The following is a 22,326-nucleotide window of genomic DNA, read 5'->3' as shown; positions in this document are numbered from 1 at the left end:
CGCGGATGCACCTAGCTATCATAACGGGTCCGGCGAGCGGACACGAACCGCGCCCGGCCGGTCGTCCCTCCTCGTCGTCACCCGCCTGGGATACTGACCGCAGATCACGGACATCGCCAGCCGCTGATCCGGAGGGACGCCATGACCGAGAAGCTGACCGCGCACGGGACCGACTCCTCGCCTTCCGGCGGCCTGTGGACCCGACGCGCAGCCGGGTACGGGGTCGTGCTCGTGCTCCTCGTCGTCTCGTATGGACTGTGCGCGACGCAGCCGAGCACCGACCCGAGCCCGTGGGCCTTCCTGCCGATGCTGGCGACCGTCGCCGTGGTCTTCTACGTCACCGGAGCGACGCGGCTGGCGCAACGTGTGTCGTGGGTGGTGCTCTCCGCTGCCGGTCTCGCCGCGGTCATCGCCGGCGCCCTCGGGCTCGACGGCCCGCTCTTGGCCATCCCGCTCTCCGCCGCCTCGATGCTCGCGCTCCTCGTGGCGCCGTGGGTCATCATCGCCCACCAGGTCACCCGTCGCGGGCTCGACTTCGAAGCGCTCCTGGCTGCGGTCACGGCGTACATCCTCGTCGGGATGTTCTTCGCGTTCGTGTACAACCTGATGTCGCAGCTGTCTCCCACTCCGCTGTTCGGCGACGCGACCGCCGACTCCCTCGGAAACCAGCTGTTCTTCTCCTTCACAGCCCTGACGACGACGGGCTACGGCAACATCGTCCCGGTCGGAACCGGCGGGCAGGCGGTCGCGATCGCCGAGGGGATCACGGGACAGCTGTTCCTCATCACGGCTGTCGCCCGGATCATGCGGGGCGCCAGCGCCAAGCGCACCCCGGCGCCGTCCGAGTGAACCCGCGACAGAGCATCGACACCCGACGAGCCGCAGGGGCAGGAAGAAGCACATGACCACCGTCTCCGCGCCACGCATCGAGCACCACCGGGAGCCGCTCGGCATCGGCGAGAGCCGCCCGCGTCTGAGCTGGAGCATCGCAGACGCCCCCGCTGACTGGCGACAGCAGTCCTATGCCGTCACGGTGGTGCGCGGCAGCAGCCAGGACCGGGACGAGGAGCGCATCGAGGTGACGTCCGAAAGACAGGTCCTGGTGCCCTGGCCCTTCGACGCCCTCGACTCGCGCGAGCGCGTCGGCGTGCGCGTGGCAGTGCGGGGCGGCGACGGCAGCTGGTCCGCCGACAGCCCGGAGACCTGGCTCGAGGCCGGCCTTCTCCGGGCAGACGACTGGTCGGCGCGACCGGTGGGGGTCGACCTCGACGAGGATCCGGAGAGCGATGCCCGCCGCGCGACCCTGGTTCGACGCGGCTTCCGCGTCGAGGGCGAGATCGCCAGCGCCCGGCTCTACGCCACGGCGCACGGCTTGTACGAGGCGGAGATCAACGGGGTCCGCGTCGGCTCCGACACGCTCTCACCCGGATGGACGACCTACCGCGAACGCCTGCGGTACTACACCTACGACGTGACCGCACTGCTCCTCGACGGCGAGAACGCGCTCGGCGCCTGGCTCGGCGACGGCTGGTACCGCGGTCGTCTGGGCTGGCGCGGCGGTCATCGCAACGTCTTCGGCAGCGACCTGTCCTTCCTCGGCCAGTTGGAGCTCGTCTACGTGGACGGACGGCGCGAGACGATCGCGACCGACGCATCCTGGAGGGCATCACTCTCCCCCATCCTGCGTTCCGGCATCTACGACGGCGAGGACTACGACGCACGGCACGAGCACACCGGGTGGACGACCGCGCCGTTCGACGACACCGACTGGTTCCCTGTCGCCGTGCGCGAACGCGACCCGCGAACCCTGGTCGCCCCGACCGGCCCGCCCGTGCGGGTGACGGAGGAGGTCGCCCCGATCACCGTGCTCACCTCACCGAGCGGCGCACGCATCCTCGATTTCGGGCAGAACCTCGTCGGCAGGGTCCGCATCCGCGTCGCGGGTTCCCGCGGTGCCACCGTGACGCTGCGCACCGCGGAGGTTCTACAGGAGGGCGAGATCTACACGCGTCCGCTGCGCAGCGCCCGTTCGAGCGACGCCTACACGCTGGCCGGACATCAGGGCGGCGAAGAATGGGAGCCTCGGTTCACCTTCCACGGCTTCCGCTACGTAGACGTCTCGGGGTGGCCGGGCGACCTCGACGCGGATGCCGCGGCCGGCGCGCTCGTCGCCCGTGTGCTCCACACCGACCTCGAGCGCACCGGATGGTTCACGTGCTCCGATCCGCTGGTCGAGCAGCTGCACCGCAACGTGGTCTGGGGCATGCGGGGGAACTTCGTCGACATCCCCACCGACTGTCCGCAGCGCGACGAACGCGTGGGCTGGACGGGCGACGTGCAGGTTTTCGGCCCGACCGCGTCGACACTCTTCGACGTCTCGGGGATGCTGTCCGGCTGGCTCAGAGACGTCGAGGCCGATCAGCTGCCCGACGGCACTGTGCCCTGGTTCGTGCCGGTGATCCCGTCGCACAAGGTCTGGTCTCCGGCCAGGGCTGGTGCCGCCTGGGGAGACGTCGCCACGCTGCTGCCCTGGACCCTGTACGAGCGCTTCGGCGACACCGGCGTGCTGGCGACGCAGTTCGAGAGCGCACGCCGCTGGGTCGACAAGGTCGATTCGTTGGCCGGACCCGACCGACTGTGGGACGAGGGGTTCCAGCTCGGCGACTGGCTCGATCCCGCCGCTCCCCCGCAGGATCCCGGAGCCGGCCGCACGGATCGGTACCTCGTGGCCACGGCCTACTTCGCCCGATCGGCCAGGGCGCTCGCGGAAATGGCCGGGGTGCTCGGGCTCCCCGCAGAGGCTGCGCGCTATGCGACTCTCGCCACCGAGGTCGCCGCCGCCTTCCGCGCGGCCTACGTGCGAGCCGACGGCACGATGACCTCGGACGCTCAGACCGCGTACGCCCTCGCCATCGTGTTCGCGTTGCTCGACGACGACACGCAGCGCGCAGCGGCAGGGGCGCGTCTCGCCGAGCTGGTGCGAGAGGCAGGCAATCGCATCGCGACGGGCTTCGTCGGCACACCGCTGGTCTGCGACGCGCTGACCATGACCGGCCATGCGGACACCGCGTACGACCTGCTGCTCGAGCAGGGCTGCCCGTCGTGGCTGTATCAGGTCGTGCAGGGAGCGACCACGGTCTGGGAGCGCTGGGATGCGATGCTCCCCGACGGCACGGTGAACCCCGGCACCATGACGTCGTTCAACCACTACGCGCTGGGCGCCGTCGCCGATTGGCTGCACCGCAGCGTCGCAGGGCTCGCCGCCGCGGAACCGGGCTACCGCCGCATCCGTTTCGCCCCGCGCCCTGGCGGTGGGCTCACGCATGCCTCATCGACGCAGCGCACTCACTACGGAGTCGCGTCGATCTCGTGGCACGTCGACGGCGACCGACTGCACGTCGACGTCGTGGTCCCGGTCGGCGCGACCGCGGAACTCGACCTGCCAGGAACATCCGTCGAGGAACTCGGGCACGGCTCCCACACGCGGACGGTGCGCATGCGGTCGTGACGGCCTGGCCGAATGCAGACTCCGGTCGCACTCTCCGTCGTTCCCGCTCGGCGGGAGCGATGGAAAGTGCGACCGGAATGTCGCTTGGCACCGACGGGTCAGCGGGCGGCTGAGTCCCCCGCGTTCGCTGCGGCGATGAGCTGCTCGATCTGCTCGAAGTCGACGGGAAGGCCCGGGAAACCGGCCAGGCGACCGATCGGGAACGACGCCATCATCTTCTGCATCGCCTCGTCGTTCGGCATCATCGACGCCGCTGCCGCATCGCCGCCGGACCCGCCCAGAAGACCACCGAGAGCCTGCTGCACGATCGGGCCCGCGACGGGGTGCGACATCAGGTCGCCGACCGAGGAGTTCATGGTCAGCTCCTGGCGCACCGTGTCTCCGGCGATGTCGACGGTCGCGGTGGAGCGGATGTCGCGGCTGGAGGCGGCGACGTCGACGATGTACTCGCCGCCCTCCACCACCCAGCGGTCGACGCGGACATCCCAGTAGGCGAGGTCCTCGCGCCGCACGACCAGCTCGACCGTGCGGGTCTCCCCTGCGGCGAGCGCGACGGAGGAGAAGGCCTTGAGCTCGCGGGGTGCGCGCTGCACGATCGATGTCGCCGGAGCCACGTACACCTGCACCACCTCGCGGCCGTCGCGGTCTCCGGAGTTCGTGACGTCGACGCGCACGACGATGTCGCCGTCCGCTCCGACCTCGGCCGTCGCAGGTGCGTACTCGAACGTCGTGTACGAGAGACCGTGGCCGAAGGGGAAGGTCACGTCGAGACCCTTCGCGTCGTACCAGCGGTAGCCCACCAGCAGGCCCTCGCCGTAGCGGACATGTCCGAACTCTCCGGGGAAGTTGCCGAACGAGGGGTTGTCCTCGAGCCGCACCGGCACGGTCTCGGTGAGCTTGCCCGAGGGGTTCACCGCCCCGTAGAGCACGTCAGCCACAGCGCTGCCGCCCGCCTGACCGAGCAGCCAGCTCTCGACGATCGCGGGTACACGGTCGGCGAAGGGGAGCGCGACCACGCCGCCGTTCGACAGCACCACCACGACACGAGGGTTCACCGCGAGCACGGCATCGAGCACCGCAAGCTGCTCGGCGGGCAGATCGATGTGGTCGCGGTCGAAGCCCTCCGACTCCTCCGCGGCCGGGAGCCCGAGGAAGAGCACGGCCACGTCAGCCGCCTTCGCGATGTCGACGGCTTCCGCCCGCAGGTCGTCTGCAGAGCCTCCGGACGCGGCGATGGCACCGCCTTCGACCGCGAAGCCCGCGGCGTAGGTGACGTGGTCGCCGCCGACGGCGCGCAGTCCGTCGAGGGCCTCGTCGATGCGCGTGGGGTTGATCAGCGAAGAGCCCGCTCCCTGGAACCGCGGCTCGGTCGCGAACGCGCCGATCACGGCGACCTTCTGGTCGTCGGCGAGCGGCAGCAGCGCACCGTCGTTCTTCAGCAGCACGATGGACCGACCAGCGGCCTCCCTGGCCAGCGCGTGGTGCGCGTCGACGTCGAGCGGGCCGGACACGGCAGGACGCCGGGCGGCCTTGCGCACGAGGTCGATCGCGCGACCGGCTGCGGTGTCGAGCACGCTCTCGGCGAGTTCGCCGGCGCGCACGGCTGCGACGAGCTGCGCATCCGTCCTCCCACCGGAGGAGGGCATCTCCAGGTCGAGTCCTGCGGCGACGCCGGCGACGCGGTCGTTCACGGCTCCCCAGTCCGAGACGACGAGGCCGTCGAAGCCCCAGTCGTCGCGGAGCACGCTGGTGAGCAGCCAGGGGTCCTCTGAGGTCCAGACGCCGTTGAGCTTGTTGTACGAGCACATGACCGTCCACGGCGCAGCGTCCTTCACGACACGCTCGAATCCGCGCAGGTAGATCTCCCGCAGCGGACGCGGATCCACGTCGGAGCTCGCGCGCATGCGGTCGAACTCCTGGTTGTTCGCAGCGAAGTGCTTGAGCGAGGTGCCGACGCCCTTCGACTGGATGCCGCGGACGGACGCGGCTCCGAGCACGCCCGACACGATCGGGTCTTCCGAGAAGTACTCGAAGTTGCGGCCGCACAGCGGTGAGCGCTTGATGTTGATGCCGGGTCCGAGCACGACCGCGACGTCCTCGATCGCGGCCTCGATGCCGATCGCGGCGCCCACCCGCTCGATGATCTCGGGATCCCACGATGAGCCGATACCGACGGCGGGCGGGAAGCACGTGGCCGGGACGCTGCTCGCGAGGCCGAGGTGATCGGTGCTGCCCGACTGCTTGCGCAGACCGTGCGGTCCGTCGGTCATCATCACCGACGGGATGCCCACGCGGTCGATCGCCTTCGTCGTCCAGAAGTCCGCACCGCTGGTGAGCGAAGCCTTCTCCTCGAGGGTCAGGTCGGAAGCCGAGTTCTCGGTCATTGTGTTCCTTTCGCGGGCGACGGCGATGTCCTTGCGAAAACCTTATGCCTTTCAGTATTAGATTTCAAACGTCATTCAGGATTAGGGTCGAGTCATGGCACGACGAGGTTCGTACGCGAAGGGTGTCGCGAGGCGCGAGGAGATCCTCGAGAGCGCCCTCGACGTGATCGGACGCAAGGGGTATCAGAACGCCTCGCTCAAGGAGATCGCCGAGGTCGTCGGTGTCACACCCGCCGCCCTCCTGCACTACTTCGGATCGAAGGAGGAGCTCTTCACCGAGGTGCTCCGCACCCGCGATGCGCATGACGGTCTCGACCCGACAGGACTCGGGGCCGACGATGCCCGCACCGCCTTCCTCGACGTGCACCGCCACAACACCGAGGTTCCCGGCATCGTCGCGTTGTTCTCGCGGCTCTCGGTGGATGCCGCCGACCCGGAGCATCCGGCCCACCAGTACTTCCTTGACCGCAGCGAGCGGCTGAGGGAGTCGATCGCCGACGGCTTCGGAGCCGACGGTCGCCGCTCCCCCCTGGATCCGGACGCCCTCGCCCGCGTGATCCAGGCCGCGTCCGACGGACTTCAGCTGCAGTGGATGATCGACCCGACCGTCGACATGCCCGGCATCATGGGCGCCCTCATCGACGCACTGCTTCCTCCGACTCCACCCACCTGAGTCGTCGAGACCCATCACCATCGCCGAGACCCATCGCAGGATGCGTCGCCGGCGATGGGTCTCGACGCGGAACGTGGGTCTCGACGCGTCTCACCCCTTCACGGCACCGCCGAGACCTGCCGAGCGCAGGAACACCGACTGGAAGACGAGGAACATCGCGATCGGGATCAGGGTCGCGATCGCGAGCGCGGCCAGGAACACGTCCAGTTCGGTCTGCGACTGCACGGCGGGGAGCCGCACCGACAGCGGCTGCACCGCGGGATCGGGCAGCACCAGCATGGGCCAGAGATAGTCCTTCCACGCGGCGATGATCGCGAAGACCGAGACCACCCCGAGGATCGGCTTCGACATCGGCAGCACGATCGACCAGAACAGCCGGAAGGGCCCGGCGCCATCCGTGCGCGCGGCCTCGAACACCTCGCGCGGAAGGCTGTCGAAGAACCGTTTCACCAGCAGGATGTTGAAGGCGTTCGCGCCCATCGGCAGCCACACCGCGAGGTAGTTGTTGAGCAGGCTCACATCGCCCAGCAGCGGTGGACGCACGATCGTCAGGTACAGCGGCACCAGCAGCACGATCCCGGGGATGAACAGCGTCGCCAGCACCAGCGCGTTGAGGATGGGCGCGTAGGTCGGGCGCAGCACCGAGAGCGCATAGCCCGCCGTCGTCGCGATGAACAGCTGCACGAACCAGGCCCCGAGCGCGATGATCACCGTGTTGAGGAAGTACTGGTCGATGTGGATGTCGTTCCACGCGGTCGAGAGGTTCTCCCAGTCCATGCCGTTCGGCCACAGCGCGAACGGCTGCTGCAGGGTGTCCTGCGTCGGCGTGATCGCCGACTTCGCGAGCCACAGGATGGGACCGAGTCCGGCGACGACCAGCCCGACGGCGAGGAACACGTGCGTGAGCGTCATCCCGATGCGGATGCCGGGGCGCCGACGTTCGGAGTCGGAGATGACGGTGCGATCGCCCGCACTGTCAGCGGCCTTCTCCGCGGCCCTCTCTGCGGCGCGGGTCGAGAGGCGGGTGGTGAGGCTCACGTCGTGCTCCAACGGTCGGTCAGCTTGAAGTACAGCCAGGAGAGGAGGGCGAGGATGATCGCCAGCAGCACCGAGACAGCCGTGGCCTCGCCGTAGTCGCCGCCCAGGCTGTTCCGGAAGGCCTTGTCGTAGATGTACAGCAGCACGGTCTTGGTCGCTCCCGCGGGGCCACCGCCGGTGAACAGGAACGGCTCGAGGAAGACCTGAGCGGTCGCGATCACCTGCAGGATCAGCATGATGAAGAGGATGCCGCGCAGTTGCGGCAGCGTGACGTGCCAGACCTTCTTCCAGACGCCGGCGCCGTCGACCTCGGCCGCGTCGTAGAGCTCCGGTGGCACACCCAGGAGCGCCGCGAGGTAGATGATGATCGATCCGCCGGCTCCGGCCCAGGTGGCTTCCAGCACGAGCGAGGGCATGGCCTGGACGGCGTCCTGGATCCACGGCTGCGGCGGAATGCCCACGAACCCGAGCACGGTGTTGAACACACCGGACGGATCGGCACTGTAGAAGAACTTCCACAGCAGCACGGCCACGACCGGCGGGATGACGACCGGGAGATAGGCGAGCGCGGAATAGAGGCCCTTGCCGCGGCGCACCTCGCTCATGAGTACGGCCATCAGCAGGGGCAGCGGGAACCCGAAGAGCAGAGCGAGCACGGCGAACCACAGCGTGTTGACCACAGCGCGGCCGAGTTCGGGGTCACCGATCACCGCGAGGTAGTTGTCGAACCCGACCCACTCGGAGACGATCAGGTTGGTCTTCTGCAGGCTCATGACCACCGACTGCACGATCGGCGACCATGAGAAGAACACGAACACGAACAGCATCGGGAGCACGAACAGGAGGTTCGCGAGCCCGCCGCCGCGGAACCAGGTGAGGGGTGAGCGGCGGCGGGAGCGGCGCACAGCGGGCGGCGGAGAATCCTCCACCGCCGCCCGCTGCTCGGGGAGCGTCATCGTCATGAAGGGTTACTCGTCGAGCTTCGCCTGCGCATCGCTCTGCGCCTGGGCAAGGAGAGCGTCGATGTCGGCGTTCTGGTCGGTCAGGACCTTCTGCACCACGGTGTCGAGCAGGGCGTAGACCTCCTGCGTCTTGACCTTCGGCTCCCCCACCGGCGTCTGATCCCAGATGCGGTCGCTGAACGGCGCCATCTGGTCGACCGGCACGTTGATGTAGTCGGCGATCCACTCCTGCGACTCGTCGTACAGCTCGCGGCTGAGCACCGGCAGCAGCGGAGTGCCGACGGCCTGGCCCGACTCGTTCAGGGTCTTCGCGTCGAGCACCGCGGCGTCCTTGTCCATGAGCTTCTGCATGTAGTACCAGTCGATCCAGGTCACTGCGGCTTCCTTGGTCGCGTCGTCGACCGTGGGGCTGATCACCGCGATGTCACCGCCGCCGAGCGTGCCGGGGTCGTCGCCTTCCATGGGCACGACGGTCATGCCGTAGATGTCGGAGTCCATGCCGAAGTCGCGCACGAGAGCGGTGTAGATGTCGGAGCCGGAGGTGTACATGCCGATGTTGCCCGCGGCGAACTCCTGGTTGATGGTCCCCCAGTCGAGGTCGACCTTCGAGCCGAAGGCGTTGTCCTCCCACTTCACGTCGTGCAGGAACTGGAGGGAGGCCTTGGTCGCGTCGTTGTCGATCGTCGACTCGGCGGTGCCGTCCCCGTTGTCGGTCTGCGTGCGACCACCGCGGGCCACAGTCTGCGACGTGAGCTGCCATCCACCGGTGTTGTTGATGGCCATCTGCGCATAGCCGGCCTTGCCGGTGGCGTCCGTGATCTTCTTGGCGGCCTCGCGGATCTCGTCCCACGTCTCCGGAGGGCTGTCGGGGTCGAGCCCCGCCTGCTCGAACAGGTCGCGGTTGTAGTGCAGTGCTGCGGCGTACGCCTGCCGCGGGAAGCCGTAGATCTTGCCGTCGGCGCCGGTGACCCCGTCGAGGATGATGGGGTTGAACTTGTCCGTGTAGCCGAGCTCTTCGATCGCGTCGGTCACATCCATCAGCTGCCCGTTCTCGAGCAGGGTCTTGGAGTCGGTGAACGGCACGGTGAAGACGTCGGGCAGGCTTCCCCCGGCGAGCTGCACGGCGAACGTGGGGCCTTCCCATTCGTACTCGACACCGATGATGTCGATATCGGGGTGTTCCTTCTCGAACTGCTTCTCCTGCGCGGCGAACGCATCGTACGCGGCCGCATCCGCCCCGGGCGGGAACGTCGCGACGCGCAGCTCGAGGCGTCCGTCGGCGCCGTCCCCGTCGCCGGCGGACGTGCATCCGGCAAGGGCGCCGACCGTCGCGAGCACGGCGATGCCGGCGACCGTGGCCTTCGTTGGTGACTTCATTGTCTGTCCTTCCATGTGGTGCTGAACGGGTGGTGCAGGATCACGACGGCGCTCACTGCGAGCGCGTGGGGGTGGCGCGCAGAGCGAGCCAGGCTGTGGAGTCGGGTGGGAGCACGCCGTCGAGCGGCGCGCTGGAGAGGAGGACCTCATGGTGTGCAGGCAGCGGCACGGCGACCGCCCCGAGGTTGGTGACGCTGAGCGTGCCGTCACCACGGCGGAATGAAAGGACGTCGGCGCCCAGTTCGAGCCACTCCAGGTGGTCGCCGGCGAAGTCGTCGATGCGCCGTCGCAGAGCGATCGCCGTGCGATACAGGTTGAGCGTCGAAGAGGGGTCCGCATCCTGCGCCTCGACGGTGAGCGCCGCCCAGTCCTCGGGTTGCGGCAGCCAGGGAGCGCCGCCGAAGCCGTAGGGGCTCGTCGCCCCCGTCCAGGGCAGCGGCACTCGGCAGCCGTCGCGTCCCGGGTCGACCCCACCGGAGCGGAAGTGCATGGGGTCTTCGATCGCGTCGAGCGGCAGCTCGACCTCAGGAAGGCCGAGTTCGTCTCCCTGGTAGATGTAGAGACTGCCCGGCAGCGCGGCGACGAGCAGCGCGGCGGCGCGGGCCCTTCGCGCACCGCGAGCCGGGTCGGTCGGGGTGCCGAAGCGCTTGCGCTCGAAGGCGAAAGAGGAATCCGCCTGCCCGTACCGCGTGACCGGACGCGTGACGTCGTGGTTCGAGAGCACCCACGTGGCCGGGGCACCGACGGGCGCATGCTCCGCGAGGGTGCGGGTGATGGAATCGCGCATGGCACGCGCACTCCACGGCTGCGTCATGAAGCCGAAGTTGAAGGCGGTGTGCATCTCCCCCGGCCGCAGGTACCGGGCGAATCGCTCTGCATCCTCGAGCCACACCTCGCCCACGAGCACCCGCTCCCCGTCGTACTCGTCGGCGACCGCACGCCACTCGCGATAGATGTCGTGCAGCTCGTCGCGGTCGATGTGCGGATGGTCCACCGTGGGCGCCGAACCTGCGGGGAGATCGGGAAGCGCGGGGTCCTTGACGGGAAGAGCCGCCGAGTCGATCCGGACACCCGCGACCCCGCGGTCGAACCAGAACCGCAGGACGTCTTCGTGCTCACGTCGCACATCGGGGTGGTTCCAGTTCAGGTCCGGCTGCTCGGGGGTGAACAGATGCAGGTACCACTCGCCGTCGGTGCCGTCGGGGTTCCGCGTGCGCGACCAGGTCTCTCCCTGGAAGCTCGACACCCAGTTCGTCGGGATGACGTCGCCGTGCTCCCCGCGGCCGTGGTGGAACCAGAACCGTTCCCGCTCCGGACTGCCTGGACCCGCCGCCAGCGCCCGCTGGAACCACTCGTGCTGATCCGAGATGTGATTGGGCACGATGTCGACGATCGTGCGGATGCCCAGAGCGAGCGCCTCCGCGATCAGCTGCTCCGCTTCCTCCAGAGAGCCGAAACGGGGATCGATGCGGCGGTAGTCCTGCACGTCGTACCCGCCGTCGGCGAGGGGGCTCAGGTACCACGGGGTGAACCAGAGCGCGTCCACCCCGAGGCTCTTCAAGTACGGGAGCCTCGAGCGGACACCCGCGAGATCGCCGATGCCGTCGCCGTTTCCGTCCGCGAAGCTGCGCACGTACACCTGGTAGATCACGGCCGTCCGCCACCAGCCGTCGCCAGCAGGCATGGTCAGGGTGCCGGCGGGTGCCGTCGTGCGCAGAACGTCAGTGTCCACGGAACTCCTCGTCGTCGGTGGCGATGAGTCGAATGTAGCTTTCTCAATCACTTAACGCAAGAACTAAACGAGTTGTCGCAACTTTGCGATGATTTGCGGGCACAGCAATCAGCGCACCGTCGGGGCCTGGGTCAGAGGGGCAGGGGCCCCGTCGAGGCGCGCAGCACCAGTTCGGGCTCGAACAGGAGCTCGTCGCTCGGCTGAGCCGTGCCGGCGATCTGCGCGAGCAGGAGGGCGATCACAGCTCGCCCCATCGACTCGATCGGCTGCCGAACCGTGGTCAGCGGCGGCTCGGTGCAGCTCATCAGCGCGGAGTCGTCGAATCCGACGATGCTCACGTCACCCGGCACCGACAGCCCGGCACGCCGCGCCGCGCGCACCGCCCCGAGCGCCATCGGGTCGCTCGCGCACACGATCGCCGTCGCACCGGCGGCGAACAGTCGTGAAGCCCCCGCCTGGCCGGACTCGAGCGAGTACATGCCGCGCACGACGAGTTCGTCCGCCAGCGGTGCGCCGAGCGATTCGAGCAGACGTCGCGCCGATTCGAGCTTGCGGCGGGACGGGATGTGATCCTCCGGCCCCAGCAGCAGGCCGATCTTCCGATGCCCGAGCTGATGCACGTGCAGCACCGCCTGTTCCGCGGCCGCGGCGTCGTCGGTCGACACCGTGGCGAACGGCAGCTCCGGCACGCGGGCGTTGACGAGCACGGTCGGGAGGTTCACTTGACGCAGGCGCTCGTAGTGCTGATGCGCGGCATCGGCCTGCGTGTAGTTCCCCCCGAGGAAGATGACGCCGGACACCTGCTGCGCGAGGAGCAGGTCGACGTAGTCCGACTCCGTCACACCTCCGGCATTCTGCGTGCAGAGCAGCGGCGTGTACCCGTTCTGGGTGAGCGCACCGCCGACGATCTCGGCGAATGCGGGGAAGATCGGATTCTGCAGCTCGGGCAGCACCAGGCCCACGAGGCGGGCGCGTTCTCCGCGCAGCTTCGTCGGCCGCTCGTAGCCCAGGACGTCGAGGGCGGTGAGGACCGCCTGGCGCGTGGCGTCCGAGACCCCCGGCTTCTCGTTGAGCACGCGACTGACCGTCGCCTCACTCACTCCGACCTTGCGGGCCACCTCGGCGAGTCGCTTCGACATGCAGCCAGTGTACGCAAGTCCTTGCAAGAAGGCGCAAGCGGTTTGCGCTCCCTCGCGGAGTCGTCAGCGGACGTTGCCGTTGGAGCAGGTCTGCTGCGCGGCGGAGTTGCCCTTGATCGAATCGGGAAGCGCCACGACGTTGTCGGGGGTCGCTGCCGGGTCCGGAGTCGCCGCCGTGTCGGTCGGCTGTTCGCCGGTCGTGGTCGGCTCCTGCACGATCACACCGTCGTTGCGGTTGTTCTCGTGCGTGATCTGCAGCTGCGCGTTCTCGGCGAGCGCATCCCAGAGCGCAGCGGCTGCGGTGTAGTTGGGGACGACCTTGTTGGGGTTCGCCGAGTCCGCGCCGTTGGGGTACTGCACGAAGACGATGTCCTCGAACGGCACGGACTTGACCGCGAGCGCGATCTGCACGAGCGTCATCGGATTCGTGAGCGACTCGCTCGGTTCGAGGTTCTGGATCGCGGTGTTCGCGAGCTTGAGCATCACCGGGACGTTGCCGAGCACCTCGCCGCTGATCATCTTGCGGGCAAGGCTCGACATGTACTGCTGCTGATTGCCGATGCGGCCGAGGTCGCTGCCGTCACCGACCCCGTGGCGGGTGCGCAGGAACTGGAGCGCCTGCAGCCCCTCCACCGTGTGCGTGCCCGCAGCCATGTCGAGTCCGGTGTAGCGGTCCTTGATCGGGTTGGCGAGGCAGACGTCCACGCCTCCGATGGCGTTCGTGATCTCGATCACGCCGCCGAAGGTGACGCCGGCCGCGAACTGGATCTCCTGATCGGTCAGCTCGGAGATGGTCTTCACGACGCAGTTCAGGCCGCCGTCCGTGTACGCCGTGTTCAGCGGCTGCTTGCTCATCGCAGAGGTGGCCTTGCCGTTCTTGTCCGTGCAGGACGGGATCGGGACCATCAGGTCTCGGGGGAAGCTGACCACCGTGATGCGGCGCGGCTCCTGCGAGACGTGGACGAGCAGGTTCACGTCATTGAGCGTTCCCTCGGCGTCAGCTCCCGTGCACCGCTCGCCGAACAGGTCCTTGTACTTCTCCTCGCAGGTGTCCACCCCGGTGAGCACCATGTTGAAGCCGCCCTCGTACTCGCCGATGTCCGGCGGGATGGGGTCCTGGCCCTCGATCTCGACCGCATTCGCCGAGACCGTGCTCGTGAGGTCGTAGAAGACGTAGGCGCCGACGCCGAGGCCGCTCACCAGGACCACGGCGAGGCCGATGGCGATGAACTTCAGGAGTTGGCCGACGGTACCGGGAGTACCCAGCTGACCATGGCGCGCGATCGTGTGCCGGCGTCGGGGGTTCTGGCTCACTCGGGACCTTTCGGATTCAGCGCCGGTGCGGGTGACACCGTGCTCACAATGCGGAGGGTGTGGGATTCGAACCCACGAGACATCTCTGCCCACTGGTTTTCAAGACCAGCTCCATCGGCCGCTCGGACAACCCTCCCGGCAGGCACTTCTGCCGACCAGGCGTGAGTCTAGCCGAGTTCTATTCTCCGGCGCTGACCTGGGCGGGGGCTGGAAGCGTGTCGAGCGCTCGCGCCAGGCCACCGTCGACGACATCTGCGGTGACCTCGCCGGCTGCCTCCTTCACCACGTCCGGAGCCTGGCCCATCGCCACCGCCCGACCACCGAGCGCGCGCGCCCAGCCGAACATCCCGATGTCGTTGCGCCCGTCCCCGGCGACGAGGATGCGCCCCTCGCCGAGCCCGAGCTCGGTACGCACCTGCTCCAGCGCCGTGCCCTTGTCCACACCCTGCGGTGCGATGTCCAGCCACGCCGTCCAGCCGATCGCGTACGACACCTCGTTCAGACCGGCGTCAGCGACCAGACGGTGGAAGTCCTCTTCGTCGTGACCGGGAGAGACGACGACGATGCGCGAGACGGGAAGGGCTCCGAGCTCGTCGAAGTCGACCTGTCGACCGCCGTCGAGCGTCCAGTCGTCGAGCTGCTCCGTGAACAGCCGCTGCCCCGAAGCCAGTTCCACCATGTACCTGGCGTCGGGCAGCCGCTCTCGCAGCAGACCGAGAACCGGGGTGGGGTCGAACGTCTCCACGTTCCAACGCTCCCAGTCATCGCCCGAGCGCCGCATCGTCACGGCCCCGTTGGAGCAGACGACGAAGTCAGCGGTCAGTCCGAGTTCCTCGACGTAGCGCCGCGTCGCCATCCAGCTTCGTCCGGTCGCGATCGTGACGACATGTCCGCCGTCGCGCAGGCGGGCGATCGCCTCCGGAACACCGGGGCTCATCGTCTCGTCCTGCAGCAGGATGGTCCCGTCGACGTCGAGGCCGACCAGCCAGGCGTCCGTCATCGTGCGGCCCGCCCCTCAGCGAGCGGCTCGATCACCTCGAGGCCGCCGAGATACGGGCGCAGCACCTCGGGGACGCGCACGGATCCATCCGCCTGCTGATGGGTCTCGAGCAGCGCCACGATCCAGCGCGTCGTGGCGAGCGTGCCGTTCAGCGTGGCGACGTGCTGCGTCTTCGCCGCGCCCTGCGCCGCACCATCCGCGGTCTCCACCACCGGCCGGTACCGCACATCGAGACGTCGGGCCTGGAACGTCGTGCAGTTCGAGGTCGACGTCAGCTCGCGGAAGGCACCCTGCGTGGGGACCCAGGCCTCGATGTCGTACTTGCGGGCGGCGCTCGAACCGAGATCTCCCGCTGCGACGTCGATCACGCGGTAGGCGAGGCCGAGGGAGGTCAGCATCTCCTCCTGCAGCGCGACGAGGCGCAGGTGCTCGGCCTCCGCGTCCTCGGCCGTCGTGTAGACGAACATCTCGAGCTTGTTGAACTGGTGCACACGGATGATGCCTCGGGTGTCCTTGCCGTGCGAGCCCGCCTCACGCCGGTAGCACGTCGACCAGCCGGCGTACCGGAGGGCACCGTCCGTCAAGTCGACGATCTCGTCCTTGTGGTACCCGGCGAGCGCGACCTCGCTGGTGCCGACGAGGTACAGATCGTCGTCCTTGTCGAGGTGATAGACCTCGTCGGCGTGCTCGCCGAGGAAGCCCGTCCCCTGCATGATCTCGGGGCGCACGAGCGTCGGGGTGATCAGGGGCACGAAGCCGTTCTGCAGCGCCTTGTCGAGCGCGAGGTTCATCAGCGCGATCTCGAGACGTGCTCCGATGCCGCGCAGGAAGTAGAAGCGGGCGCCGGAGACCTTGGCACCGCGTTCCATGTCGATCGCACCGAGGAGCTCGCCCAGCTCGAGGTGGTCCTTCGGCTCGAAGTCGAAAGCGGGCACGTCTCCCACACGCCGCAGCTCGACGAAGTCGGCTTCGCCACCGGCCGGTACACCGTCGATGACGACGTTCTCGATCCGGGCGAGGGCCGCGGCCGCGGCCTCAGCCGCCTCGTTCGCGGCGTGCTGGGCCTGCTTCACTCGCTCGGCGAGGTCCTTGGCCTGCGCGACCAGGGCGGCCTTCTCCTCCTTCGGGGCTTTCGCGACCAGCTTCCCGAAGGCGTTCTGCTCTGCTCGCAGCTCCTCGAATGCGGAGAGCGCCGACCGGCGCGATCGATCGGCCTCGAGTGCGACGTCGACGGTGCTCTGGTCGTTTCCACGAGCAGTCTGCGAGCGGCGGACGATCTCCGGATTGTCGCGGAGGAGTGCGAGGTCGATCATCCACCAAGTCTACGGTGATCGTCACACCCTCTCGGATGTCACACTCTCGGCGCAGCAGCGTCTTCCTCTGCAACGGCCGGCATTCCGCCGACCCTCGGAAAGGAACACCCATGAGCACTCGCGTCACCGCCCTCGATCAGCTGAACCTGGCGTTCGCCGACCGCTTCAACGCCCGTGACCTCGACGGATTGATGGCATTGAACACCCCGGAGGTGGTCTTCGTCCCCGCGCCGGGGACACCGGTCACCGGCACGGAAGCCGTGAGGGGCGCGCTCGAGCAGTTCCTCGGCCTGAACCTGCCGATCTCGATGACGGTCCGTCACGTCTTCGAGAGCGCGGGCACCGGCCTCGCGGTCGCCGACTGGACGATCTCGGGCGTCGCACCCGACGGGTCGGAGGTCTCCCTCGCCGGGACGACCGCCGACGTCGCGGTGTACGACGATGCGCACGGCTGGCGCTACGCGATCGACAACCCGTTCGGGACCGCCTGAGATGACGTGAGGGAGACCTGCAGGAGAGTCTCCCTCACGCCACCCCCATGCCTGTGCCGCGGCAGGCCTTCAGCGCCTTGCGTGCCCGCGAGATGCGCTGCCGGGCGGCGGCGGGTTCGATTCCGAGTCGCGTCGCCACCTCCTCCGCCGAGAGCCCGTCGGCTACCGTCAACAGCAGTGGTTCCCGAAGCGTGGGTGGGAGCGCATGCACAGCCGCCATTGCTCCGTCGAGCAGGACTCGCGCCTCGACGACGGACTCGACGCTGACGTGCTCGTCCGCCGCCCCTTCCAGCGTCGCGGCGGGGCGACGGGAGCGCTGTCTGGCGAGGTCGACGGCGACGTTCCTGGCGATCACGTCGAGCCAGGCGCACATGCGCCCTGGCTGCGGGGTGTCGAGGTGAGAGATCGACCTCCAGGCGCGCAGCAGCGCGTTCTGCGCCGCGTCGTCGGCGTCGTCGACGGGAACCCCGAGCGAGATGCTCCGTCGCCGCAGACGATCGGGGTCGCCTTCGATCATCGCGGAGAGCAACGTGCGAGCGGTGTCGTCGGAGTCATCGCGCATGTCTCCATTCTCCTCGCGCAGGGAAGGCCCGGCGCCGGATGGGCGACCCGAGTGGATCGCGGTTTAGAGTAGCGCCATGACCACGAGCGAACCCGTCCGGCGACAGGCGGCGCTCATCTACAACCCGATCAAGGTCGACGGCAAGCACCTCCGGGCTCGAGTGCGCGATCTCTCCCGGGAGGCCGGTTGGGAGCATCCCGCGTTCTACCCCACGACCGTCGAGGACGCCGGCCAGCTCGCCACGGCGCAGGCGCTGGAGCGCGGGGTGGACGTCGTGCTGGTCGCGGGAGGCGACGGCACGGTGCGCGCCGTGTCGGAGGCGATCGCGAACAGCGGGGTGCCGTTGGCGATCCTACCCAGCGGCACAGGGAATCTGCTCGCGCGCAATCTCGGGCTCCCGCTGGGCGACCCGACCGAGATGATCCAGGCGGCGCTCGGCGACTTCCGACACCCGATCGACATCGGCTGGGCGCGGCTGACTCGACAGGACGGTGAGGAGGCGCAGCATGCGTTCGTCGTCCTCGCCGGAATGGGTCTCGACGCCGACATGATCGCGAACACCCGCTCCGATCTGAAGAAATCCGTCGGGTGGATCGCGTACGTCGACGGCGCCGCCCGCTCCCTGCCTCGCGCGAAGCCGTTCCGCGCGGTCTACCAGATCGACGACGGGCGCCTGCATACCCATCGCGCCTACAGCCTGCTGTTCGCGAACTGCGGCACGCTCCCTGCCGGGATATCCCTGATCCCCGAGGCATCGATCACCGACGCCGCCCTCGACGTGGCGGTCATCCAGCCGACCGGCATGCTCGGCTGGTTCGCCGTCTGGCGGAAGATCTGGTGGGACAACTCCGTGCTGCGACGCTTCCGCGCGGGACGCCGAGTCCTCGAACGGCGCGGGAAGAACGCCTCCGTCCACTACTTCCACGGGGCCGCGGCCGAGGCTGCAGCGCCCGACCCGATCCCGATCGAGCTCGACGGCGACGAATTCGGGGAAGCCGTGCGCATCACCTGCTGGGCAGACCCGGGGGCGCTTCTGCTGGCGCTGCCGACGGGCCACCCCGTGCACATCCTCTGAAGGCCCGCGGGCTTCGGATTCAGCGCACCTCGACCGTGCCTTCGAGGCCTCCGCCGACGAGGGTCAGGGTGAAGGGCGCGTCGTCATCGACCGCGTCGTCCCCGAAGGAGAGCAGCGTGGCGCGCGGAGCCATGTCCATCGTGCAGGCCTTGGTCTCATCCGTCACGAACGTCGCCGTGCCACTGTTCCCCGACCCCTCGAGGGATTCGATCACCGGCGGGCAGGACGACGATCCCCAGGTGAGCAGCACCAGAGCGCCGTCGCCGGACCAGCCGGCAGACGGCAGGTACTCGGTCGACGTGCCGGGCGTGCCCGTCGCGGCGGGGTCGCCGTCGAGGTCGACGTCGTCGGTGATGTCGCCATAGGTGACCTCGAGGGTGATGTCGGCTGTCGGATCCACGCCCTCGGGAAGCGCGCCGATGCTGGCCCGCGGAGCGAGGTCCTTCGTGCACGGCCGTGGCGACTCGCCCTCGGCGTCGACGAGAGTGACCGTGACGGTCTGTCCCTCGGCGCTCACCTGGTCCACCTGGGGGACGCACGTGGAGGAGCCCACCGTGACGACGGCGAACATGCGTCCGTCGTCGAGCAGCGCACCCTCGATGTCGTTCCGGTCGTCGACGCCGCCCGCGCTCGGCGCAGGGGAACTCGTCGGCGTCTCCGTACCGGGGCTCGCGGTGCAGCCGGCGACGAGGAGCGCGGCGGCGACGAGACCGACGACAGGGGCGAGAGGACGCAGCGCGGAGGTCATGCTCACAGGGTAGCCCTCGCGGACTCGCGACGGATAGCGCGACGACTACTGCAGCGCGGAGGTGAGGCGGGCGAGGTTGTCGAGCACGGTCGAGCGCAGCGGCTGCTGCATCCACTCCTCCAGCGTCAGCTCACGGCTGAGGGAGCGGTACTTGTCCTCGACCTCCCGCATCTCGGCGACGAACTCCTCGCCACGCACCAGCATCGAGACCTCGAGATTCAGACCGAAGGAGCGCATGTCCATGTTGCTCGACCCGACCACCGCGACCTCCTCGTCGATCGTGAGCGTCTTGGTGTGCAGGATGTAGGGCTTGCGATACATCCAGATGCGCACTCCCGCCTTGAGCAGAACCTCGTAGTAGCTGCGCTGGGCGTGATAGACCATCGCCTGGTCGCCCTCTTCCGAGACGAACAGCTCGACGTGCACGCCACGGTCGACGGCGGCCGTGACCGCGAGGAGCAGGGCTTCGTCGGGGACGAAGTAAGGGCTGACGATCATGATCTTCTTCTTCGCCGCGTAGAGCAGTGCGAGGAAGAGACGGAGGTTGTTCTCGACTTCGAACCCCGGGCCGGAGGGCACGACCTGGCAGTCGAGATCCCCGGAGCCGATGTTCGCGTGGGCGATGTCGATGCCCTCGAGCACCGTGTCGGTCTCGCTGTACCAGTCGGCGACGAAGATCGCGTTCACGCTCAACACCACGGGACCGTCGAGACGGACCATCAGGTCGACCCAGTGCAGTCCTCGCTTGATGTTCTTCTTCAGGTTGTAGGTCGAATCGGTGATGTTCTGCGACCCGAGGAATGCGATGTTGCCGTCGACGACGAGGAGCTTCCGGTGGTTGCGCAGATCGGGGCGCTGCATCTTGCCCTTGAGCGGCTGCACCGGGAGCATCAGGTGCCAGTCCGCCCCCATCGCGTTGAGTCGCGCGATGGTCTGCTTGTAGCGGGGCTTTCCGCGGTTCGCCCAGTGATCGAGCAGCACGCGGACCTCGACCCCTCGCGCGCAGACCTCTTCGAGGGCGCGGAAGAAGTTGTCGGTCGAGTCGTCCGACTGCAGGATGTAGAACTCGACGTGCACGTACTCCTGCGCGGTGCGGATGGCCTCGGCCATCTCATCGAGCGACTCCTGGTAGTCGGAGATGAGGTGGGCGCCGTTGTCGCCGGAGAGCGGGAGGGCGCCGAGCTTCTGGTTCATCTGCACGATCGGGCCGAACCACGCAGGGGCGTTCGGACGCAGGGTGCCGAAGTGCAGGTGCTCGCTGGTCTCCGCGATGTACTCGTTGATCTGATCCTGCTTGCGTCGACGCGCCCGCGGGAGGCGGGGGTTGCCGATCATGAGGAACAGGAAGACGCCGACGAAAGGGATGAAGAAGACGGCGAGCAGCCACGCCATCGCGGCGGTGGGGCGGCGGTTGCGGGGGATGACGATGATCGCCGTGACGCGGATGACGATGTCGAGCATCAGCAGGAAGGCGGCGATCCACCATGCCCAGCTATCCGCCGTCATCGTGCCCCCTCGCCACCGCAGTGACCGTCACAGCTCACGCGCATCTGAGCAGATGCGCTGGCTTCACAGTAGCCGATGGGGTGGGAATCAGCCGCGTGGCGGGAGGCCCCGCGCTGCGCGCTCCTCGGCTTCGATCTGCGCGTGCACCTTGCGTTCGGTGCGGTCGAAACGGAGGATGCCTCGGACCACGAGGAAGAACACGACGCTCACTCCGACGGTCGGCAGAAGCGACCATGCCGCGGCGAGCCAGAAGTTGTCCATCCCTCCATGGTACGCGAGCCACTGTTCGTGCACACTCCGGCACTCACAGGATCTGCGTCCACAAGCCCCCTTTTCCCCTCCCGTCCGCCCCGCCGACGTGCACACTCTCGAGATGACCACAGTTCTCCGCGCCACCGATTCCGCCGCATTCCTCGGCATCGTCCCCTCTCTCGCCGGCTTCACGCCCCGTCGGAGCATCGTCCTCCTCCCGTTCCGCGGCTCGCGCACCGACGGTGCCATGCGTCTGGACCTCCCCGAGGAGAGCACCGATGTCGGTCGCTATGCCGACAACGCGGTCGGGCTCGTGGCACGGGTCTCCGGAACGGATGCGGTGGCCGTCGTCGTCTACACCGATCAGGATGCGCACCCGACGCGCGACGGCCTGGTGCTCCCGCACGCGGTGGTGATCGACGAGGTGCTCGGCTGCGCGGAGGATGCGGGTCTGCGAGTCGTCGACGCTCTGTGCGTGACGCCGTCCGGCTGGTCGAGTTACCTCGAGGAGGAACCGGAGCTCGGGTCTCTCGCGCAGATCCGCCTTCCGTCCGACCTGCCGCCGATGGAAGACGTGTCCGGAGATCAGAACGTCGGCACGGAGCTGCCGACCGTCGATCTGGCGGAGAAGGAGCGGGTCGGGCGAGCATCCGCCGACCTCGACGCGCTCCTCGATCGGCGCGGGCGCGCTCCGCGAAGCGCCAGGGAGAATCCTCAGCTCATCGCCGCACTCGTCCTGCTCGACGACGTGCCCGCGTTCCTCGAGTCGGTGCTGGCTGCACCCGACGGTCTTCCACCCTTCGCGACAGCCGCGCTGCTGTGGTGTCTGGAGAAGCCGCTGCTGCGCGACGTGGCGATCGCGCAATGGGCGACCGACCTCGCGGGAGGCATCAGCACGCTCGACGCCCAGACCGCCTTCGCCGAGTCCGGGATCATGGTTCCCGACGAAGTGGGCGACGTGTTCCTCGGACGCGGACCGACGCCCGACACCGAACGCCTGCGGTGCGCCCTCTCGGTCGCGCGCGAGGCAGCCGCCCGTGCACCCCGGCACTCGCGACCCGCCCCGCTCACCGTGGCCGCGTGGCTGTCCTGGGCGCTGGGGCGCGCCAGTCACGCGGGCCGCTACCTCGAGATGGTGCGCGAGATCGACCCCCGGTACTCGCTCGCCGCACTGTTGGAGACCATGATCGGCGGGGCCATGCTGCCGGAATGGGCGTTCCGGCGCGGCCCGATGGGATGAACGACTCCGTGG

General features: G+C 68.5%; 19 protein-coding genes and 1 tRNA gene. 6 read left to right on the top strand and 14 right to left on the bottom strand.

Going from position 1 to position 22,326, the window contains the following annotated elements; translation table 11 throughout:
• Positions 1–141: 141 nt before the first annotated feature.
• Positions 142–849: a potassium channel family protein gene (locus ABRP18_RS03425; RefSeq protein ID WP_349885540.1), complete on the top strand. Its 708-nt coding sequence runs from the start codon at positions 142–144 to the stop codon at positions 847–849.
• Between the two features lie 52 nt (positions 850–901).
• A complete protein-coding gene (locus ABRP18_RS03420; RefSeq protein WP_349885539.1) occupies positions 902–3,508 on the top strand; it encodes a family 78 glycoside hydrolase catalytic domain in 2,607 nt (868 codons plus the stop codon).
• 98 nt (positions 3,509–3,606) lie between these two features.
• On the opposite strand, the gene ABRP18_RS03415 is transcribed toward ABRP18_RS03420, so the two are convergent.
• On the bottom strand, positions 3,607–5,892 hold the full coding sequence (locus ABRP18_RS03415) for a glycoside hydrolase family 3 C-terminal domain-containing protein (RefSeq protein WP_349885538.1): 2,286 nt from the start codon (positions 5,890–5,892) through the stop codon (positions 3,607–3,609).
• A 94-nt stretch (positions 5,893–5,986) separates the two neighbouring features.
• Here ABRP18_RS03415 and ABRP18_RS03410 point away from each other — a divergent pair, with 94 nt between their 5' ends.
• The gene (locus ABRP18_RS03410) at positions 5,987–6,565 is read left to right on the top strand and encodes a TetR/AcrR family transcriptional regulator (protein WP_349885537.1); all 579 of its coding nucleotides are present in this window, start codon (positions 5,987–5,989) and stop codon (positions 6,563–6,565) included.
• 90 nt (positions 6,566–6,655) lie between these two features.
• Here ABRP18_RS03410 and ABRP18_RS03405 read toward each other — a convergent pair whose 3' ends face one another.
• The 9 genes from ABRP18_RS03405 to serS form a co-directional block, all read right to left on the bottom strand.
• Entirely contained in the window at positions 6,656–7,603 is a 948-nt protein-coding gene (locus ABRP18_RS03405) for a carbohydrate ABC transporter permease (protein WP_046746726.1), read from the bottom strand.
• Positions 7,600–8,565 carry a sugar ABC transporter permease gene (locus ABRP18_RS03400; RefSeq protein WP_349885536.1) on the bottom strand — a complete coding sequence of 322 codons (966 nt, stop codon included), beginning with the start codon at positions 8,563–8,565 and terminating at the stop codon, positions 7,600–7,602. Before ABRP18_RS03400 ends, ABRP18_RS03405 begins: the two co-directional genes overlap by 4 nt.
• A gap of 6 nt (positions 8,566–8,571) precedes the next feature.
• Positions 8,572–9,942, bottom strand: a complete 1,371-nt coding sequence (locus ABRP18_RS03395) for an ABC transporter substrate-binding protein (RefSeq protein WP_058631520.1) — start codon at positions 9,940–9,942, stop codon at positions 8,572–8,574.
• A 52-nt stretch (positions 9,943–9,994) separates the two neighbouring features.
• Entirely contained in the window at positions 9,995–11,626 is a 1,632-nt protein-coding gene (locus tag ABRP18_RS03390) for a glycoside hydrolase family 13 protein (protein WP_046746766.1), read from the bottom strand.
• Between the two features lie 179 nt (positions 11,627–11,805).
• Positions 11,806–12,813, bottom strand: a complete 1,008-nt coding sequence (locus ABRP18_RS03385; protein ID WP_017204694.1) for a LacI family DNA-binding transcriptional regulator — start codon at positions 12,811–12,813, stop codon at positions 11,806–11,808.
• A gap of 63 nt (positions 12,814–12,876) precedes the next feature.
• Positions 12,877–14,127 carry an LCP family protein gene (locus ABRP18_RS03380; protein ID WP_349885535.1) on the bottom strand — a complete coding sequence of 417 codons (1,251 nt, stop codon included), beginning with the start codon at positions 14,125–14,127 and terminating at the stop codon, positions 12,877–12,879.
• Positions 14,128–14,178: 51 nt separating this feature from the next.
• A tRNA-Ser gene (locus ABRP18_RS03375) sits at positions 14,179–14,263 on the bottom strand.
• Between the two features lie 42 nt (positions 14,264–14,305).
• Positions 14,306–15,127 carry an HAD family hydrolase gene (locus ABRP18_RS03370; protein ID WP_113680714.1) on the bottom strand — a complete coding sequence of 274 codons (822 nt, stop codon included), beginning with the start codon at positions 15,125–15,127 and terminating at the stop codon, positions 14,306–14,308.
• Complete coding sequence (serS, locus tag ABRP18_RS03365) at positions 15,124–16,440, bottom strand: serine--tRNA ligase (RefSeq protein ID WP_061018213.1); 1,317 nt, start codon at positions 16,438–16,440, stop codon at positions 15,124–15,126. The genes ABRP18_RS03370 and serS overlap by 4 nt, the downstream gene beginning before the upstream one ends.
• A 110-nt stretch (positions 16,441–16,550) precedes the next feature.
• Here serS and ABRP18_RS03360 point away from each other — a divergent pair, with 110 nt between their 5' ends.
• Positions 16,551–16,931 (top strand): nuclear transport factor 2 family protein, encoded by a 381-nt coding sequence (locus ABRP18_RS03360; protein ID WP_058631524.1) that lies wholly within the window; start codon positions 16,551–16,553, stop codon positions 16,929–16,931.
• Between the two features lie 34 nt (positions 16,932–16,965).
• Here ABRP18_RS03360 and ABRP18_RS03355 read toward each other — a convergent pair whose 3' ends face one another.
• Positions 16,966–17,493 carry an RNA polymerase sigma factor gene (locus tag ABRP18_RS03355; RefSeq protein WP_193762696.1) on the bottom strand — a complete coding sequence of 176 codons (528 nt, stop codon included), beginning with the start codon at positions 17,491–17,493 and terminating at the stop codon, positions 16,966–16,968.
• 76 nt (positions 17,494–17,569) lie between these two features.
• On the opposite strand from ABRP18_RS03355, the gene ABRP18_RS03350 reads away from it, so the two are divergent.
• Positions 17,570–18,568: a diacylglycerol kinase family protein gene (locus ABRP18_RS03350; RefSeq protein WP_113680717.1), complete on the top strand. Its 999-nt coding sequence runs from the start codon at positions 17,570–17,572 to the stop codon at positions 18,566–18,568.
• 19 nt (positions 18,569–18,587) lie between these two features.
• Here ABRP18_RS03350 and ABRP18_RS03345 read toward each other — a convergent pair whose 3' ends face one another.
• From ABRP18_RS03345 to ABRP18_RS03335, 3 genes are all read right to left on the bottom strand, one after another.
• Positions 18,588–19,316 carry a hypothetical protein gene (locus ABRP18_RS03345; protein ID WP_058631527.1) on the bottom strand — a complete coding sequence of 243 codons (729 nt, stop codon included), beginning with the start codon at positions 19,314–19,316 and terminating at the stop codon, positions 18,588–18,590.
• A 45-nt stretch (positions 19,317–19,361) separates the two neighbouring features.
• Positions 19,362–20,822 carry a cardiolipin synthase gene (gene cls / locus ABRP18_RS03340; protein WP_046746734.1) on the bottom strand — a complete coding sequence of 487 codons (1,461 nt, stop codon included), beginning with the start codon at positions 20,820–20,822 and terminating at the stop codon, positions 19,362–19,364.
• Between the two features lie 87 nt (positions 20,823–20,909).
• Positions 20,910–21,083 carry a hypothetical protein gene (locus ABRP18_RS03335; RefSeq protein WP_164734077.1) on the bottom strand — a complete coding sequence of 58 codons (174 nt, stop codon included), beginning with the start codon at positions 21,081–21,083 and terminating at the stop codon, positions 20,910–20,912.
• A gap of 112 nt (positions 21,084–21,195) precedes the next feature.
• On the opposite strand from ABRP18_RS03335, the gene ABRP18_RS03330 reads away from it, so the two are divergent.
• The gene (locus ABRP18_RS03330) at positions 21,196–22,314 is read left to right on the top strand and encodes a DUF4192 family protein (protein ID WP_349885534.1); all 1,119 of its coding nucleotides are present in this window, start codon (positions 21,196–21,198) and stop codon (positions 22,312–22,314) included.
• Positions 22,315–22,326 lie beyond the last annotated feature (12 nt).

Source organism: Microbacterium sp. WHRI 7836 (assembly GCF_040223885.2).
Taxonomy (GTDB): Bacteria; Actinomycetota; Actinomycetes; order Actinomycetales; family Microbacteriaceae; genus Microbacterium; species Microbacterium oxydans.
The sequence above is the reverse complement of the archived record's forward strand: the minus strand, read 5'-3'. Positions and strand labels throughout refer to the sequence as shown.

Bases quoted from the DNA above. Each gene is read 5' to 3' on its own strand.
- ABRP18_RS03425 (WP_349885540.1), top strand. From the start codon at position 142: ATGACCGAGAAGCTGACCGCGCACGGGACCGACTCCTCGCCTTCCGGC.
- ABRP18_RS03420 (WP_349885539.1), top strand. From the start codon at position 902: ATGACCACCGTCTCCGCGCCACGCATCGAGCACCACCGGGAGCCGCTC.
- ABRP18_RS03415 (WP_349885538.1), bottom strand. From the start codon at position 5,892: ATGACCGAGAACTCGGCTTCCGACCTGACCCTCGAGGAGAAGGCTTCG.
- ABRP18_RS03410 (WP_349885537.1), top strand. From the start codon at position 5,987: ATGGCACGACGAGGTTCGTACGCGAAGGGTGTCGCGAGGCGCGAGGAG.
- ABRP18_RS03400 (WP_349885536.1), bottom strand. From the start codon at position 8,565: ATGACGATGACGCTCCCCGAGCAGCGGGCGGCGGTGGAGGATTCTCCG.
- ABRP18_RS03395 (WP_058631520.1), bottom strand. From the start codon at position 9,942: ATGAAGTCACCAACGAAGGCCACGGTCGCCGGCATCGCCGTGCTCGCG.
- ABRP18_RS03390 (WP_046746766.1), bottom strand. From the start codon at position 11,626: ATGCCTGCTGGCGACGGCTGGTGGCGGACGGCCGTGATCTACCAGGTG.
- ABRP18_RS03385 (WP_017204694.1), bottom strand. From the start codon at position 12,813: ATGTCGAAGCGACTCGCCGAGGTGGCCCGCAAGGTCGGAGTGAGTGAG.
- ABRP18_RS03370 (WP_113680714.1), bottom strand. From the start codon at position 15,127: ATGACGGACGCCTGGCTGGTCGGCCTCGACGTCGACGGGACCATCCTG.
- serS (WP_061018213.1), bottom strand. From the start codon at position 16,440: ATGATCGACCTCGCACTCCTCCGCGACAATCCGGAGATCGTCCGCCGC.
- ABRP18_RS03360 (WP_058631524.1), top strand. From the start codon at position 16,551: ATGAGCACTCGCGTCACCGCCCTCGATCAGCTGAACCTGGCGTTCGCC.
- ABRP18_RS03355 (WP_193762696.1), bottom strand. From the start codon at position 17,493: ATGCGCGATGACTCCGACGACACCGCTCGCACGTTGCTCTCCGCGATG.
- ABRP18_RS03350 (WP_113680717.1), top strand. From the start codon at position 17,570: ATGACCACGAGCGAACCCGTCCGGCGACAGGCGGCGCTCATCTACAAC.
- ABRP18_RS03345 (WP_058631527.1), bottom strand. From the start codon at position 19,316: ATGACCTCCGCGCTGCGTCCTCTCGCCCCTGTCGTCGGTCTCGTCGCC.
- cls (WP_046746734.1), bottom strand. From the start codon at position 20,822: ATGACGGCGGATAGCTGGGCATGGTGGATCGCCGCCTTCCTGCTGATG.
- ABRP18_RS03335 (WP_164734077.1), bottom strand. From the start codon at position 21,083: ATGGACAACTTCTGGCTCGCCGCGGCATGGTCGCTTCTGCCGACCGTC.
- ABRP18_RS03330 (WP_349885534.1), top strand. From the start codon at position 21,196: ATGACCACAGTTCTCCGCGCCACCGATTCCGCCGCATTCCTCGGCATC.